General features: G+C 72.0%; 14 protein-coding genes. 3 read left to right on the forward strand and 11 right to left on the reverse strand.

Annotated elements, in window-relative coordinates; translation table 11 throughout:
* Positions 1–1,029: a peptidoglycan-binding protein gene (locus ACLQ3F_RS15480; RefSeq protein WP_425849520.1), complete on the reverse strand. Its 1,029-nt coding sequence runs from the start codon at positions 1,027–1,029 to the stop codon at positions 1–3.
* Between the two features lie 252 nt (positions 1,030–1,281).
* Between ACLQ3F_RS15480 and ACLQ3F_RS15485 the strand changes: the two genes are divergently transcribed.
* A complete protein-coding gene (locus ACLQ3F_RS15485; RefSeq protein WP_425849522.1) occupies positions 1,282–2,274 on the forward strand; it encodes a helix-turn-helix domain-containing protein in 993 nt (330 codons plus the stop codon).
* 12 nt (positions 2,275–2,286) lie between these two features.
* On the opposite strand, the gene ACLQ3F_RS15490 is transcribed toward ACLQ3F_RS15485, so the two are convergent.
* The 3 genes from ACLQ3F_RS15490 to ACLQ3F_RS15500 form a co-directional block, all read right to left on the reverse strand.
* Positions 2,287–2,904: a DUF402 domain-containing protein gene (locus ACLQ3F_RS15490; RefSeq protein ID WP_425849525.1), complete on the reverse strand. Its 618-nt coding sequence runs from the start codon at positions 2,902–2,904 to the stop codon at positions 2,287–2,289.
* 135 nt (positions 2,905–3,039) lie between these two features.
* Positions 3,040–3,792 (reverse strand): YebC/PmpR family DNA-binding transcriptional regulator, encoded by a 753-nt coding sequence (locus tag ACLQ3F_RS15495; protein WP_091401738.1) that lies wholly within the window; start codon positions 3,790–3,792, stop codon positions 3,040–3,042.
* A 250-nt stretch (positions 3,793–4,042) separates the two neighbouring features.
* Positions 4,043–4,702, reverse strand: coding sequence for an NADPH-dependent FMN reductase (locus ACLQ3F_RS15500; protein ID WP_425849527.1), 660 nt, complete (start codon positions 4,700–4,702; stop codon positions 4,043–4,045).
* Positions 4,703–4,806: 104 nt separating this feature from the next.
* Here ACLQ3F_RS15500 and ACLQ3F_RS15505 point away from each other — a divergent pair, with 104 nt between their 5' ends.
* Positions 4,807–5,658 carry a helix-turn-helix transcriptional regulator gene (locus ACLQ3F_RS15505; RefSeq protein ID WP_425849811.1) on the forward strand — a complete coding sequence of 284 codons (852 nt, stop codon included), beginning with the start codon at positions 4,807–4,809 and terminating at the stop codon, positions 5,656–5,658.
* Between the two features lie 15 nt (positions 5,659–5,673).
* On the opposite strand, the gene pdxT is transcribed toward ACLQ3F_RS15505, so the two are convergent.
* The 6 genes from pdxT to pgsA form a co-directional block, all read right to left on the reverse strand.
* Positions 5,674–6,279, reverse strand: coding sequence for a pyridoxal 5'-phosphate synthase glutaminase subunit PdxT (gene pdxT, locus ACLQ3F_RS15510; RefSeq protein ID WP_425849528.1), 606 nt, complete (start codon positions 6,277–6,279; stop codon positions 5,674–5,676).
* A 2-nt stretch (positions 6,280–6,281) separates the two neighbouring features.
* On the reverse strand, positions 6,282–7,199 hold the full coding sequence (gene pdxS / locus ACLQ3F_RS15515) for a pyridoxal 5'-phosphate synthase lyase subunit PdxS (RefSeq protein ID WP_355007264.1): 918 nt from the start codon (positions 7,197–7,199) through the stop codon (positions 6,282–6,284).
* Positions 7,200–7,358: 159 nt separating this feature from the next.
* Positions 7,359–7,862, reverse strand: a complete 504-nt coding sequence (locus ACLQ3F_RS15520) for a hypothetical protein (protein ID WP_357204357.1) — start codon at positions 7,860–7,862, stop codon at positions 7,359–7,361.
* Positions 7,863–7,943: 81 nt separating this feature from the next.
* Positions 7,944–9,104 carry a glycosyltransferase family 4 protein gene (locus ACLQ3F_RS15525; RefSeq protein ID WP_357204359.1) on the reverse strand — a complete coding sequence of 387 codons (1,161 nt, stop codon included), beginning with the start codon at positions 9,102–9,104 and terminating at the stop codon, positions 7,944–7,946.
* Between the two features lie 16 nt (positions 9,105–9,120).
* The gene (locus ACLQ3F_RS15530) at positions 9,121–10,053 is read right to left on the reverse strand and encodes a phosphatidylinositol mannoside acyltransferase (RefSeq protein ID WP_425849531.1); all 933 of its coding nucleotides are present in this window, start codon (positions 10,051–10,053) and stop codon (positions 9,121–9,123) included.
* Positions 10,054–10,099: 46 nt separating this feature from the next.
* Positions 10,100–10,729 (reverse strand): phosphatidylinositol phosphate synthase, encoded by a 630-nt coding sequence (gene pgsA, locus ACLQ3F_RS15535; protein ID WP_357204363.1) that lies wholly within the window; start codon positions 10,727–10,729, stop codon positions 10,100–10,102.
* Between the two features lie 249 nt (positions 10,730–10,978).
* Here pgsA and ACLQ3F_RS15540 point away from each other — a divergent pair, with 249 nt between their 5' ends.
* Positions 10,979–13,135 carry an elongation factor G-like protein EF-G2 gene (locus ACLQ3F_RS15540; protein WP_425849534.1) on the forward strand — a complete coding sequence of 719 codons (2,157 nt, stop codon included), beginning with the start codon at positions 10,979–10,981 and terminating at the stop codon, positions 13,133–13,135.
* 373 nt (positions 13,136–13,508) lie between these two features.
* On the opposite strand, the gene ACLQ3F_RS15545 is transcribed toward ACLQ3F_RS15540, so the two are convergent.
* Complete coding sequence (locus ACLQ3F_RS15545; protein ID WP_425849537.1) at positions 13,509–14,567, reverse strand: aldo/keto reductase; 1,059 nt, start codon at positions 14,565–14,567, stop codon at positions 13,509–13,511.
* Positions 14,568–14,571 lie beyond the last annotated feature (4 nt).

Below are 14,571 nucleotides of genomic sequence, written 5' to 3' on the forward strand. Positions count from 1 at the left end.
CTACGCCGCGCAGTTCCAGTGGCCGAAGTCGCCGGTACGGGACCAGACCTCCCGTGCCGCCCTGATGTTCCATGCCGCGTCCAGCGCCGTCTGGCGGTCGACGCCGAACCGGGACACCTCCATGTCGCTGAACTGGAACAACCCCCAGCGGCGCGATCCGTCCTCGACGACCTCCACCCGGTACGGGTCCAGGCCGGACAGGCAGCGCGCCACCTGCACCGCCCCGGCCGGGTCCTCCGGGAACGTCCGCCGCAGGTGTTTGCCGATCCGGTCCTCCGACCAGGTGGCGGGCACCGTGCGATCGCCCGCCAACTCGTCGAGCAACCGCTCGTCGGCCGTGCCACTGACCGGCAGGCCGCGAAACGCCTGGAACACCATCACCCGGCTGGTGGTGTCCGGGCCGAACCAGCCGTCGACCGGGACAGTGAGTCCGTCGGCCACCAGATGTTCCTGGAGGCTCAGCACGCAGGGGCCGTACATGCCCTGACGCAGCACCTCCGGGCAGCCGACGGTCGACGAACTGTCGACTGTGGAAGGGGTGAGAGGCCGCAGCGCCCCGGTCGCCCCGACCGTCAGGACGCCGAGCGCCGCCAGCAGCGCCAGCCGAAGCCAGCGACGGGCCGGCCAGGGCGCTTCGGGTCGCGGCGGAACCGAGCCGACGCTCGGGCGGATGTCCGCCGCGACGGCGGTGGACGGGCCGGCAAGGGTCCGTTGCGCGTCGCCCTCCCCTCGGCCCTGCTCGCCGAGGCGAGCTTCGAGGTCCCGCCGTGCCTCCAGCCACCTGCCGACCTCGACCGCAGGGGTGCCGCAGGCGGCCAGCAGCGCGACGACGGTGCGTTCCCGGGGCAGCGTCGTCCGCCCCAGCATCGTCGCGAGGGTGCTCGGCGGCAGCCAGTGCCCGGCCGCCGAGGCTTGCCGGGCCAGTTCCCGATAGGTCAGACCGGAACGCCGCCGTACCTCCCTGAGCAACGCCACGTACTCCCCCGCCGTGGCCGCCTGCGGCACCGGATCCCGGACAGCGTCATCCATCGAATCTCCCCGTGTGGTTGGTGTGGTCCAGCCCGAACCCGTGCCGGCGCGAGCCGCTCGGCCGTACACCGGTCAGCGGCGCGGCCATCGACAACGACGCTAGGTAACCCGGCCGGCCAGGACAATGCCCTGGTCACCGCGCTGGGATGTCCGGGCAGCTCACAGCGGCTTGTCCGGATCCTGTCCGACCATGTCGGACAGTCACCGTGACCTGATTTGCCCTCGCGTCCGCGGTGTCTGGAGAATCGGACGATGACCACGGGGGAGCTACGCCCGGACGACGCGTCCGACCCGGCCGAATTCGTCGAGATGCTGCGCCAGCTCAAGGACCGGTCGGGACTCACCTACCGACAACTGGAACAGCGCGCCGCGTCGACAGGCGACGTGCTGGCGCGCAGCACCGCGGCGGACATCCTGCGGCGGTCCACACTGCCACGCCCCGAGGTGGTGGCCGCTTTCGTGCGGGCGTGCGGCGCGGGAGAGCAGGTCGAGACGTGGCTACGGGCCCGGCACCGCCTCGCGGCAGGTCAGTTGGCCCCGCCGTCCCCGGCGGCGGACCCGCCTCCGGTCGACCCGGTCACGACGGTGGCCCCGGAGCACTCCGGCCCGGCCCGCCCACGCTGGTTCGCGCGGCCCGCGCCGGTGGCGCTGCTCGTCGTCGCCCTACTGGCCACGCTCGGCGTGGGCTTCTGGATCGAGCGACGCGACGACGAGCAGGGGAAGTCCGCCCACACCACCGATCCGACCGCGTCGGCGGCTGACGGTGCCCGTTCGCCGAGCGCGGGGCCCAGTCAGATCAGCCCCATCCGCAGCCCGCATCTCTGCCTCACCGAGGGCCGCGATCGCAACGGCCAGTACACGAAGGAGATAGCCGTCCAGCGGCCCTGCACGGAGGCCACCCCACCGGACACCTCGCTGGTACCGGTGGCCGACGGAATGTTCTTCATCCACTGGATCCACCCGGTGCTCGGGAAGGGCTGCCTCACCATCCGCGAGGAAGATCCCGGCCGGAACTTCCTCGAACCCTGGAACGCGAAGGACTGCAACGCGAACAGGCCGACGCAGGTGTTCCACTTCGAGCCGACCGGAGTGACGCCCGACGCGTACCGGATCCGGCCCGACCGCAGCGAGTTGTGCGTCGGCCTGCGCGCCGACGACAACGACGTGGCGGACGCGGCACTGGTCGAGCCGTGCACCGGTGGCCTGGATCAGGTGTTCCTGGTCAAAGCGCTGCCCGGGAACTGACGTCGCCGCCGCTCACCGCGCGGGTGGCACCTGATCCCAGCCGGCGGGCAGCGGGGGCGCCGTCCAGGCCGGGTCCGGCTGCCAGGTGGCCCACGACCGGTCCCACCAGCGCTCACCGGCGTCGAGCAGGGCAGCGATCCGGTCACCCTCGGCCTGGATGGCGTCCGCCATGCCCGGGTAGCGCCCCTCGACGAGGCGCTGGGCGAACAGCTCCACGTCCTTCCAGACGTACCGGTCGGCGTCCGCGGCCCACCACAGGTCCAGCTCGTGGTCCAGGGTGTCCACCCCGATCGGGGTACGCCGCACCGGGTCCTGGAGGTTGAAGTACCACCCGGCGAAGTCGCGCGCCGGCCCGACCCAGAACACGTCGATCGAGTGCGCCTCACCGGGGCGTTGCAGCATCAGCTTGCCGTGCCCGGACCAGGAGCGGTGCCCGGCGGCTTCCCACGGGTGCCGCCCGCAGGGGAAGACGCCGGTGTCCGGGAAGCCGAACTCGGCCCCTGGTGGAAGGAAGAGGGCGAGTAGGTCAGGCGAATCCTCGACGCAGATCGTCGGGCAGCCGAACCAGACCTCACCCCGCAGCACCTCACGCCGTACCACGATGTCACCAGCCGCAAACCGCGCCACCACCACGGGATCCCCCCTCAACCCACATCCCGCCGCGATCTTGCACTTTCTGTTGGCGATATGCCAGGTGTTGCCCGGTGTGTCGGGTCAGAAAGTGCAAGATCGCGGCGGGGTGAAGCGCGGCGAGGTCAGGTCGGGTCAGGCGTCGACCGCTGCCATCACGTCGTCGCTGACGTCGAAGTTGGCGTAGACGTTCTGGACGTCGTCGCAGTCCTCCAGGACGTCGATCAGCTTGAAGATCTTGCGCGCGCCCTCTTCGTCCAGCGGCACGTTGACGCTGGGGATCAGGGAGGACTCGGCCGACTCGTACTCGATGCCGGCGTCCTGCAGCGCCGTGCGCACCGGGATCAGGTCGGTCGGCTCGGAGACCACCTCGTACGCCTCACCGATGTCGTTGACCTCTTCGGCGCCGGCGTCCAGGACGGCGAGCATCACGTCGTCCTCGCTGGTGCCCTCCTTGGGGACGATCACCACGCCCTTGCGGGAGAACATGTACGACACCGAGCCGGCGTCGGCGAGCGAGCCGCCGTTGCGGGTCAGCGCGGTCCGCACCTCGGTCGCCGCCCGGTTGCGGTTGTCGGTGAGGCACTCGATGAGCATGGCGACGCCGCTCGGGCCGTACCCCTCATACATGATCGTCTGCCAGTCGGCGCCGCCCGCTTCCAGGCCGGAGCCGCGCTTGACGGCGCGGTCGATGTTGTCGTTCGGCACCGAGCTCTTCTTCGCCTTCTGGATGGCGTCGAAGAGAGTCGGGTTGCCGGTGGGGTCGCCGCCGCCGATCCGCGCGGCCACCTCGACGTTCTTGATCAGCTTGGCGAACATCTTGCCGCGCTTGGCGTCGATGACGGCCTTCTTGTGCTTGGTCGTCGCCCACTTTGAGTGGCCGGACATCTTCTACCTCCGTTGCTACCCGCCGTCTGCATCGACCGCACCGCTCACGCCCCGCTCCCACCGGCGCACGCGGAGGTGCCGGTCAGCTCTGGTGGAAGCCGTGGCGGGCAGATGGCCCTGCCGAATCTCCGCAATCCTACCGACGTCCCTCGGGTCGCTGTCACGCACCGCGCGTGGCGGCCTCCCCGCGCCTGCCCAAATCGGGCAGACGCCGGGAAAGCGGATTCACCTCATCAGGATGGTCTCCAGCTCAGCTCACCAGCTCCGCCTGGTCGGCCGCCATCCGTGCCGGGTCGACCGGACGCCCTGCTCGCGACCAGGTCACGATCTCGGTGAGCATCGCCGACAACTCCGCCTCCCGGCCGTCGGCCGGCGCGAAGCGGCCGGCGGTCGGGTCACCAGGGTCGGCCCCGGCGAAGTCGAAGTCGGTGAAGATCGACAGTGCCACCTCCGTCGGCACCACCACGGTCCGCACCTCGGTCAGGATCGCCCGCAGGTGGTCGGCTGCCCGAGTGCCACCCCGCACGCCGTAGCTCAGCACCCCGGCCACCTTGTCTGTCCACTCCGCGTACAGGTAGTCGATGCCGTTCTTGAGCGCGGCCGGGATCGAGCGGTTGTAGTCCGGGGTGACGAACACGAAGGCGTCGCAGGCGTCCACCACGGCCGCCCACCGCAGGGTGTGCGGGCGCCGGTAGTCGCCGAACAGTGCCGGCACCGGCTCGTCGAGCAGTGGCAGTTCCTGCTCCGCCAGGTCCACGAGCGTGCAGACGGCATCCCCGACACGTACCGCCTCGTGCCGCTCGGCCACCTCCATTGCCCAACGGGCGATCGCCGTGCCACGTCGACCGGGACGGGTGCTGCCCACGATCAGGCCGATCCGCAGCGGACCCATGCTCTGTGCGTTTGTCATGACCACGATCCTGTGCGCGACGGCACGGGCCGGGGAGACCGCAGCGAGGATGGCCCTGTCAGGGCCACCCACCAGCCGATGCCGGCTGCCAGACTGGGTCGGTGATGGACGGAGAGCTGGGCGCGTTCCTCCGCAGTCGTCGGGAGGCGCGGCAACCGGCCGAGGTCGGCCTCGCCGAGGGGCCGCGCCGCCGCACCCCCGGGCTGCGCCGAGCCGAACTGGCGACATTGGCGCAGGTCAGCGTCGAATACCTGACCCGGCTGGAGCAGGGCCGCGACACCCGGCCGTCGCCGGAGATCCTCGCCGCGCTCGCCGACGCGCTGCGCCTGGACAGCGCCGACCGGGAACACCTGCGGCAACTCGCCTCGGCCCAGCACGCCCGACAGCTCTGTTCGGGCGACCGGCCTACGGTTTCCCGTACCGTCCGGCCAACGGTCCGCGCCATGCTCGACGCACTGCGCGACACCCCGGCGTACGTGCTCAACCGGCTCGGTGACGTGCTGACCTGGAACGACCCGTTCGAGCGGCTGGCCCGCCCGCTCGGCCTGCTGGACGGGTCGCGACCGAACCTGGTCTGGTTCGTGCTGACCGACGAGCGGGCCCGCGAGCACTACCCGCAGTGGTCGGCGGTGGCCGATCAGCAGGTTGCGGAGCTGCACCTGCTGCGGCGAGGCGACCCGGCCAGCGACGCCTTCGCCGAGCGGCTGGCCCGGACGGTGGGAGCGCCGTTCACCGACCGTTGGCGGCGGCGACCGGTGACCGCCGCACGGGCCGGCCTGCTGACGGTGCGCCATCCGGAGGTGGGGCTGCTCCGCCTCACCGTCGAGACGCTGGAGCTGGCCGAGGCAGACCCGCAGCGGCTGGTGGTGCAGTTGCCCGCCGACGCCGCCACAGCGACCGCGCTCGACGAGTTGGCGGGCCGCCGCCCGGGGCGCTTGCGTGCGGTCGCCGGCTGAGCGACGCGCACCCCGTCACCGGGCAGCGCGGACCAGGTCCACGAAGTACGCGTGCACGCGCAGGTCACCGGTGAGCTCCGGGTGGAACGAGGTGGCCAGCAGGTTGCCCTGTCGCACCGCGACGATCCGGTCGGCGGCCGGGCCGTCGGACACCACCCCGATGACCTCGACGCCGGCACCGACCCGCTCGACCCACGGCGCGCGGATGAACACCGCGTGGAACGGCTCGCCCGGCACCCCGGCGACGGTCACCGGCGCCTCGAACGAGTCGACCTGCCGGCCGAACGCGTTACGCCGGACGGTCATGTCGATGCCGGCGAAGCCCCGCTGATCGGGTCGACCGTCGAGCACCTCGGTCGCCAACATGATCATCCCGGCGCAGGAGCCGTAGACCGGCATGCCGTCGGCGATCCGCTTGTCGATCGGCTCGCGCATCTCGAAGATGTCGGCGAGCTTGCTCATTGTGGTGGACTCGCCGCCCGGGATGACCAGGCCGTCGACCGCGTCCAGCTCCGCCGGACGGCGGACCGGGCGGGCGTCCGCGCCCGCCGCGGCCAGCGCCGCCACGTGCTCGCGGACATCACCCTGGAGCGCGAGCACACCGATGGTGGGCGCGCCCATGCCTACCAACCCCGCTCGGCCAGACGGTGCGGCTGCGGGATCTCGTCGACGTTGATGCCGACCATCGCCTCGCCGAGGCCCCGGGAGACCTTGGCCAGCACGTCGGGGTCGTCATGGAAGGTGGTCGCCTTGACGATCGCGGCGGCCCGCTGGGCCGGGTTGCCCGCCTTGAAGATGCCGGAGCCGACGAAGACCCCCTCCGCGCCGAGCTGCATCATCATCGCCGCGTCGGCCGGGGTGGCGATCCCACCGGCGGTGAACAGCACCACCGGCAGCTTGCCGCTCTCGGCGACCTCCTTGACCAGCTCGTACGGGGCCTGCAACTCCTTGGCCGCGACGTACAGCTCGTCGGTCGGCAGCGAGGCCAGCCGGGCGATCTCCTGGCGGATCTTCCGCATGTGGGTGGTGGCGTTGGAGACGTCACCGGTGCCGGCCTCGCCCTTGGAGCGGATCATCGCCGCGCCCTCGGTGATCCGGCGCAACGCCTCGCCCAGGTTGGTAGCGCCACAGACGAAGGGCACTGTGAACGCCCACTTGTCGATGTGGTTGGCGTAGTCGGCCGGGGTCAGCACCTCGGACTCGTCGACGTAGTCCACGCCGAGCGACTGGAGGATCTGCGCCTCCACGAAGTGGCCGATGCGGGCCTTGGCCATCACCGGGATGGAGACCGCCTCGATGATCCCGTCGATCATGTCGGGGTCGCTCATCCGGGACACCCCACCCTGCGCGCGGATGTCGGCGGGCACCCGCTCCAGGGCCATCACGGCGACGGCGCCGGCGTCCTCGGCGATCTTGGCCTGTTCGGCGTTGACGACATCCATGATCACGCCGCCCTTGAGCATCTCGGCCATGCCACGCTTCACGCGGGCGGTGCCGACGACGGGGGCGTTACCGGTGTTCGAGGCGGTGTTTTCGGGCACGGGTCATCGCTCCTTGGACATGCTCTGGGGGTGGCGGCGGAAATGCTACGCGCGGTGCAACGCCGCACCGACAGCCAATCAGACCCCCGGTGGCCTGCGCTGTGGCACTGGTCACCGGCCTGCCGTACCCGTCCGGAAGCGGGCGGCAACCGTCGGAGGTCAGGCGGCGGGGACGTCCGCCGGCACGACGAGGGTCGGGTCGTCGATGTCGAAGTAACGCGGCCACTCCCGGCCCCGCCCCATCCGCAACAGGCGCACCAGCGGCCGGCTGCGCGCCGAACGGGCGTCCCGGACCAGATCGGTGTGCACCTGCCGGGACAACGCGAGTCGACGGCTCGCGGCGATGACCGCCACGCAGTCCGGGTCGCCCGGGTCCAACTGGACGCCGCGCAACTGCCGGGTGAGGTCGTTCTCCGCCGCCTCCCGCTCGTCCGGACCGGCGTCCAGGGCGATCCGGGCCGCCGCGTACAGCTCGACGCCGAAACGCCGCTCAGCCAGGACCGCGGCTGCCGCCGCGCGGCGCAGCAGGTGGGCGTCGAGGGCCCGGGCCGCCAGCTCCGCGCGGCCCTGTAGCCGCTCCACCCGGCCGGCGGTCCAGATGAGGTACGCCGCGACCAGCCCCACGACCACGCTCGCGGCCACCACCCACCACATGTGCGGCATCGTAGTGCTGCTCCGTTTCGTCCGATTGGGCGCGGCCGGACCGGTCCCGCCGGTCACCACCGCACCATCCGTCACACCGGCTCAGCTCAGCCCCACCCACTCCTGGTCGATGACCCGCCCGTCGGTTGCCTCGATCGCCGCTGCGTATACCTCCAGAACGCGGCGAGCAACCACCGGCCAGTCGAAATTCGCGACCACCTGATCGCCACAGGCAGTCAGCGTGGCCCGCGCGGCCGGGTCGTCCAGCAGCTCGGTCAGCACGTCACGCAGCCCCACCGAGTCTCCGGTGGGGAAGAGCCGACCGGCCCGCCCACCGTCGAGCACCCGCCGGAACGCGTCCAGATCGCTGGCGATGACCGTCGTGCCCGCCGCCAGCGCCTCGGTGAGGATCATGCCGAACGACTCACCGCCGGTGTTCGGTGCGACGTAGAGGTGCACACTGCGCAACATGCGCGCCTTGTCCGCTTCGCTGACCAGGCCGAGGAACGTGATCTGCTCGTGCAGTTCGGCCGGGAACTGGTCGTACAGGTCGTCGGGGTCACCCGGGCCGGCGACCAGCAACCGCAGACCGGGCCGGGTGGCGGCCAGCGCCACGAACGCGTCGCGCAGCACCGGGAAGCCCTTGCGCGCCTCGGTGAACCGGCCCAGGAAGCCGAGCGTGCCGCCGGTGCCGGCCGCGCACTCCCCCGGCCAACCCGGCAACGGCTCGGCGTCGGCGAACTTGGCCACCGCCACCCCGTTGGGGATCTCCACCGCCCCGCCGTCCATGTGCTCGACCTGCACCTTGCGGGCCAGCGCGCTCACCGCGATGCGGGCCGTGATCCGCTCCAACACGATCTGGAGCACACCCTGCGCGGCGGCGAGGACCCGCGAACGGGTCATCGCGGTGTGGAACGTGGCCACCACCGGGCCACGGGCACTGAGCACGGCCAGCAGCGACAAACTCAACGTGAGCGGCTCGTGCACGTGCAGCACGTCGAAATCACCGTTGGTGATCCACCGCCGAACCCGGGCGGTCGACACCGGGCCGAACGCGATCCGCGCCACCGAACCGTTGTACGGCAGCGGAACGGCCCGACCGGCCGACACCACGTACTCCGGCAGCGGCGAATCCTCGTCGGCCGGTGCGAGCACGCTGACCTCGTGACCCAGCGCGATCAGCGCCTCGGCCAAATCCATGACGTGGTTCTGCACCCCGCCGGGCACATCGAAGGAGTACGGGCACACGATGCCGATCCGCATCCGTCAGCCCACCTCCTCAGGCCGGGCCGGAGGCCGACGAGGGCAGCGCCGCGCCCTCCCCCGACCTCGCCTGGTCCAGCCACATCCGCTGCAACATGTGCCAGTCTTCCGGATGACGGGCGATACCCGCCGCCAGACCGTCGGCGATCAGCTGGGTCAGCGACCGGACCCGCTCGTCCAGCGGCCCCACCTCGGGGCCCGGCACCGGCAACGGACCAACCAGCGACGCGCAGGCGGCATCCGCTTCGTACCACAGCGAGGCCACGTAGAGCGGCGCGCCGGTGTGCAGCGCGAGCAACGCCGGCCCCGCGGGCATCCGGGTCTTCCCACCGAAGAAGTCCACCTCCACCCCCCGGGCGGAGAGGTCCCGGTCGGCCAGCAACGGCACCACCGCACCGGCCCGCAGCCGGTCCAGCAACACGTCGAACGCCGGGCGCGGCCCCCCGTGGGTCGGCAGGATCTCCATCCCGAGGACCTCTCGGAAGGCCAGGAAACGCTTGTACACGCCCTCCGGCTTGAGCCGCTCCATGACAGTGGTGATCGGCCAACCGGTGGCCGCCACCCAGGCTCCCGCGGCATCCCAGTTGCCGGCGTGCGGCAGGGCCACCACCGCGCCCCGACCGGCGGCCACGTCGGCGGCGAGCATCTCGGCGCCGTCGAGCCGGAAGCCGGACAGGATCTGCGACCGGCTCAGGCCGGGCAGCCGGAACGCCTCCATCCAGTACCTGGCGTACGAACGCAACCCACGCTTGACGAGATCGTCCAACTCGGCGTCGGGCACCTCCGGGCCGACCACCCGGCGCAGGTTCGCGCGCAGTCGGGCCGTACCCCCGCCTCCGGCGCGGTGGGCGCGGTCCGCGCCCGCCCGGAACGCCGCCGCCACCAACGGCCGGGGTAGCGCGCGGACCACCCGCCACCCGGCGATGTAGCCCAGCTCGGTGAGGTTCACGCGGCTCGGCCGCCGGTCGTCCGACGCCGGGTCGCCGGCACGCCACTCATGCCTGGCCGTCCGGCTGGAGCTGCTGGGCCTGGCGGTAGACGTGCGTCATCCGCTGCCCCACCGTGAAGATCGACACGGCGGCGAGCAGCCACAGCGCGATCTCCAGGGCCGGATCGACACCGACACCGGTGAGGATCCCGCCGACCCCGACGATGAGCAGTCGCTCGGTGCGTTCGGCGATGCCCACGTTGCAGGTCATGCCGAGCCCCTCGGCGCGGGCCTTGACGTAGGAGACGAGGCTGCCGGCGGCCAGGCAGACCAACGCGGCGGCCACACCGGAGTGGTCGCCCTCGGTGGCCAGCCAGTACGCGACCGCGCCGAAGACGGCGCTGTCGGCGACCCGGTCCATGCTTGAGTCGAGGAACGCGCCGAACCTGGTGGAGCCGCCGCTCATCCGGGCCATCGTCCCGTCGAGCAGGTCGGTGAGCGCGAACAGGGTGACAATCAACGCGCCCGCGACCAGATGGCCGCGAGCACCGAAGCCGAGCGCGCCGACGAGCACACCAACGGTGCCCGCGACGGTGACGGCATTGGGGGTGACGCCCGCGCGCAGCAGGGCGCGGGCAATCGGCTCGACGACGCGGGTCATCCCCGCGCGGGCCGACACTTGGAAGATCTTCGCCATGGCGGTCCCCACGATAACGGTCCGCCCAGCTCCGGCGATACGGACGGTACCGCCGACCCGCCCGGGGGAGGCTTGTGCCTACCCGGCAACGGGTGTGAGATCGAGCCGGGAGGTGAGCCAGCTCACCCGTCCGCCCGTCCCGTTCCCGCTGTGCAGCAGACCACCGGAGGATATCGCCGCGCACTCGCCCCGGGCCGCTTCCCGTCGCGCGGCGGTCGCCACCACCACCGGCTGAGGGAGGTGCGCCCCATGGCGCAGAAGAGTCACGAGAAGGGTTCCACCGGCGGCACGCCGGTGGTGACCGAGCCCGAGCGGGTTCGCAACGTGGTGCTCGTCGGGCACTCCGGGGCGGGCAAGACCACACTGGTCGAGGCCCTGCTCGCGGCGACCGGCACGATCGGCCGCGCCGGCACCGTGGTCGACGGCACCACCGTCGGCGACCACGACCCCGCCGCCGTACGCCAGCAGCGCTCGGTCAGCCTGTCCTGCGCGCCGCTGCTGCACAACGGCATCAAGGTCAACCTGCTGGACACCCCCGGGTACGCCGACTTCGTCGGTGAGCTGCGCGCCGGGCTGCGGGCCGCCGACGCCGCGCTCTTCGTGGTCTCCGCCGCGGGCGGCATGGACGCGGCCACCGTCGCGCTGTGGGAGGAGTGCGCCGCCGTCGACATGCCCCGCGCTGTCGCGGTGGCCCGACTGGACCAACCCCGCGCCGACGTCGACGAGACGGTGGCGCTCTGCCAGCGCCTGTTCGGTGACAACGTGATGCCGCTCTACCTGCCGATGCTCGGCGACGACGGGGTGTCCACCGAGGGGCTGCTCGGCCTGATCACCCGTCGGGTCTTCGACTACAGCGCCGGGCTGCCCGCCGACGTCCGCGACCCGGACCCGGAGCACCAGCGGGCCATCGACGAGTCCCGCGACGAGCTGATCGAGGGGATCATCGCCGAGAGCGAGGACGAGACCCTGATGGACCGCTACCTCGACGGCGAGGAGATCGGCGACGAGGTGCTCATCGACGACCTGGAGAAGGCCGTCGCCCGGGGCCACTTCTACCCGGTGGTGCCGGTCTGCGCCCACACCGGCGTCGGGCTCGACGTGCTGCTGGAGGTGCTGACCGCCGCGTTCCCGTCGCCGCTGGAGCACGAACTGCCCGCGGTGACCGGCGTGGACGGCTCGCCGCGTCCGCCGCTGAGCTGCGACCCGGCCGGGCCGCTGGTCGCCGAGGTCGTCAAGACCACCATCGACCGCCACGTCGGGCGGGTCTCGCTGGTCCGGGTCTTCTCCGGCACCCTGCGCCCCGACCAGACCGTGCACGTCTCCGGGCACGGCATGGCCGAACGCGGGCACCCCGACCACGACGCCGACGAGCGGGTCGGGCACATCTACACCCCGCTGGGCGCCACCCTGCGGGAAGTGTCGCTCTGCGTGGCCGGTGACATCTGCGCGATCACCAAGTCGGGCAGCGCCGAGACCGGCGACACCATCTCGACCACTGACAACCCGCTGCTGATCGCCCCGTGGGAGATGCCGGAGCCGCTGCTGCCGGTGGCGATCGCCGCCCGGAGCCGCGCCGACGAGGACGCCCTGGCCCGCAACCTCGCCCGCCTGGTCGCCGGCGACCCCACGCTGCGGCTGGAGCGCAACCCGGAGACCCACCAACTGGTGCTCTGGTGCATGGGCGAGGCACACGCGGACGTGGTGCTCGACCGGCTGCGCGCCGGCGGCGTCGAGCTGGACACCGAACCGGTCAAGGTGTCGCTGCGCGAGACGCTGACAGTGCCAGCGAAGGGGCACGGCCGCCACGTGAAGCAGTCCGGCGGCCACGGCCAGTACGCGGTCTGCGACATCGAGGTCGAGCCGCTACCCCGCGGCAGTGGCTTCGAGTTCGTCGACCGGGTGGTCGGCGGGGCGGTGCCGCACAACTACATCCCATCGGTGGAGAAGGGCGTCCGCGCCCAACTGGAGCGGGGGCTGGTCGCCGGGCACCCCGTGGTGGACCTACGGGTGACACTGGTCGACGGCAAGTCGCACAGCGTCGACTCCTCCGACGCGGCCTTCCAGACCGCCGGCGCGCTGGCACTACGCGACGCCGCCGAGCGTGGCCAGCCGGCCCTGCTGGAGCCGATCGACGAGGTGACCATCCGGGTTCCGGACGGCTCGGTGGGCACGGTGATGGGCGACCTGTCCGGCCGACGCGGCCGGGTGCTCGGCACCGAGCCGGACCCGGACACCGAGGGCCGCACCCTCGTCCGCGCCGAAGTGCCAGCCACCGAGCTGCTTCGGTACGCCGTCGAGCTGCGCTCCATGACGGCCGGCACCGGCACCTTCCGCCGCCACTTCGTCCGCCACGACCCCATGCCCGCCCACCTGGCCGACCAGACCCGCAAGGAACAACTTCCCTAACCTCGCCCTAACCTCGCCCTGCCCTGCCCTGCCCTGCCCTGCCCTGCCCTGCCCTGCCCTGCCCTGCCCTGCCCTGCCCTGCCCTGCCCTGCCCCCAGCGATCTTGCACTTCCGGTTGCCGATATGTCGCTACTGCGGCATAAGTACCCGCAGTAAGTGCAAGATCGGCGGAAGTTGCAGCGGCCATCGGGTCGATCATGCAGTTGTGGTGGGCGAAAGGTTGCTTAGTGCCCGGTTTGGGAGGCACCACAACTCCTTGATCGACGCGGGCAGGGCGGCGCGGGGCGGGACGGCACGGCGCAGCACGAGGCAGCACGGCGCGGCACGCCCTGCGCCGTGGGTGCGGGCTCGGGTGGGCTTCTGTGGGACCTGGTTACGGGTGGACTGTGGGGTGGGTCGGGCGTGGCCAGTGGGGGCGGTCGGCGTCGCGCAGGGCCGCGGTGCGGACGGCGGCGAGCTGACGCTCCACCTCGACGAACTGGTCCGCCGGCAGTGGGCCCCGGTGCAGCGCGGCGGCGTTCTCCTCGACCTGGGCGACCGTACGGCAGCCCGGGATCGGGATGGTGCGACCGCTGCGCGCCCAGATCCAGCCCAACGCGCCCTGGGCGAGGGTGCGTCCGTCGGCGGTGAGCGCGGCTCGGACCGCGCCGACCCGCCGCAGCCACTCCGGTGCCGGCCGGCCACCCCGGAACCACTCCAACCAGCCCGGAGCCAGTCCGCGTACGTCGTCGCGGGGCAGCGTCGACGTGGCCGTGTACTTGCCGGTGAGCAGCCCCATCCCGAGCGGGCCCCGGTTGACGCTGGCCAGGTCGTACTTGTCGCAGACGGCGAGCAGCTCGGGCGCGTCACGCAGCACCGACAGGGCGTGTTGCACAGCGGTGGCACCGGCGGCGGCGTGCCCGAACGCGGCAGCCCGGTCGGTGCGGTCGGTGCTCCACCCGTACGCCCGGATCAGGCCCTCGGCCACCAGGTCCTCGCAGGTCCCGATCAGCGCCTGCGCCCTCGGCACCGACAGATCGGCCAGGTGCAGCTGATAGAGGTCGATCCGGTCGGTGCCCAACCGGCGTAGTGAGGCGGTCACGGCCTTGCGCAGGTATCCGGGCGACGCGTCCTCCCCGGTGGCCTGCCGAGTGGCCTCGTCGAAGGTGTAACCCCACTTGGTGGCGATCACGGCGTCGTCGCGGCGACCGGCGAGCGCGCGGCCGAGCACCCGCTCACCGTGCCCGGCCCCGTACGTGTCGGCGGTGTCGAAGAGGGTGATGCCCAGATCGAGTGCCCGGCGTACCGCCCGCACCGACTCGTCGTCGTCGACAGCGCCCCAGCCCAGTGGCTGGGTGCCCTCCGCCCAGGGCCCGCCGATCGCCCAGCACCCCATGCCGAGGGCGCTGACCTCGATGCCGCTGCGCCCCAACACCCGTGTCGTGACTGCCATCGGC

Origin of the sequence: Micromonospora sp. DT15 (assembly GCF_049841475.1) — a bacterium.
In the GTDB taxonomy this organism is placed as follows: Bacteria; Actinomycetota; Actinomycetes; order Mycobacteriales; family Micromonosporaceae; genus Micromonospora.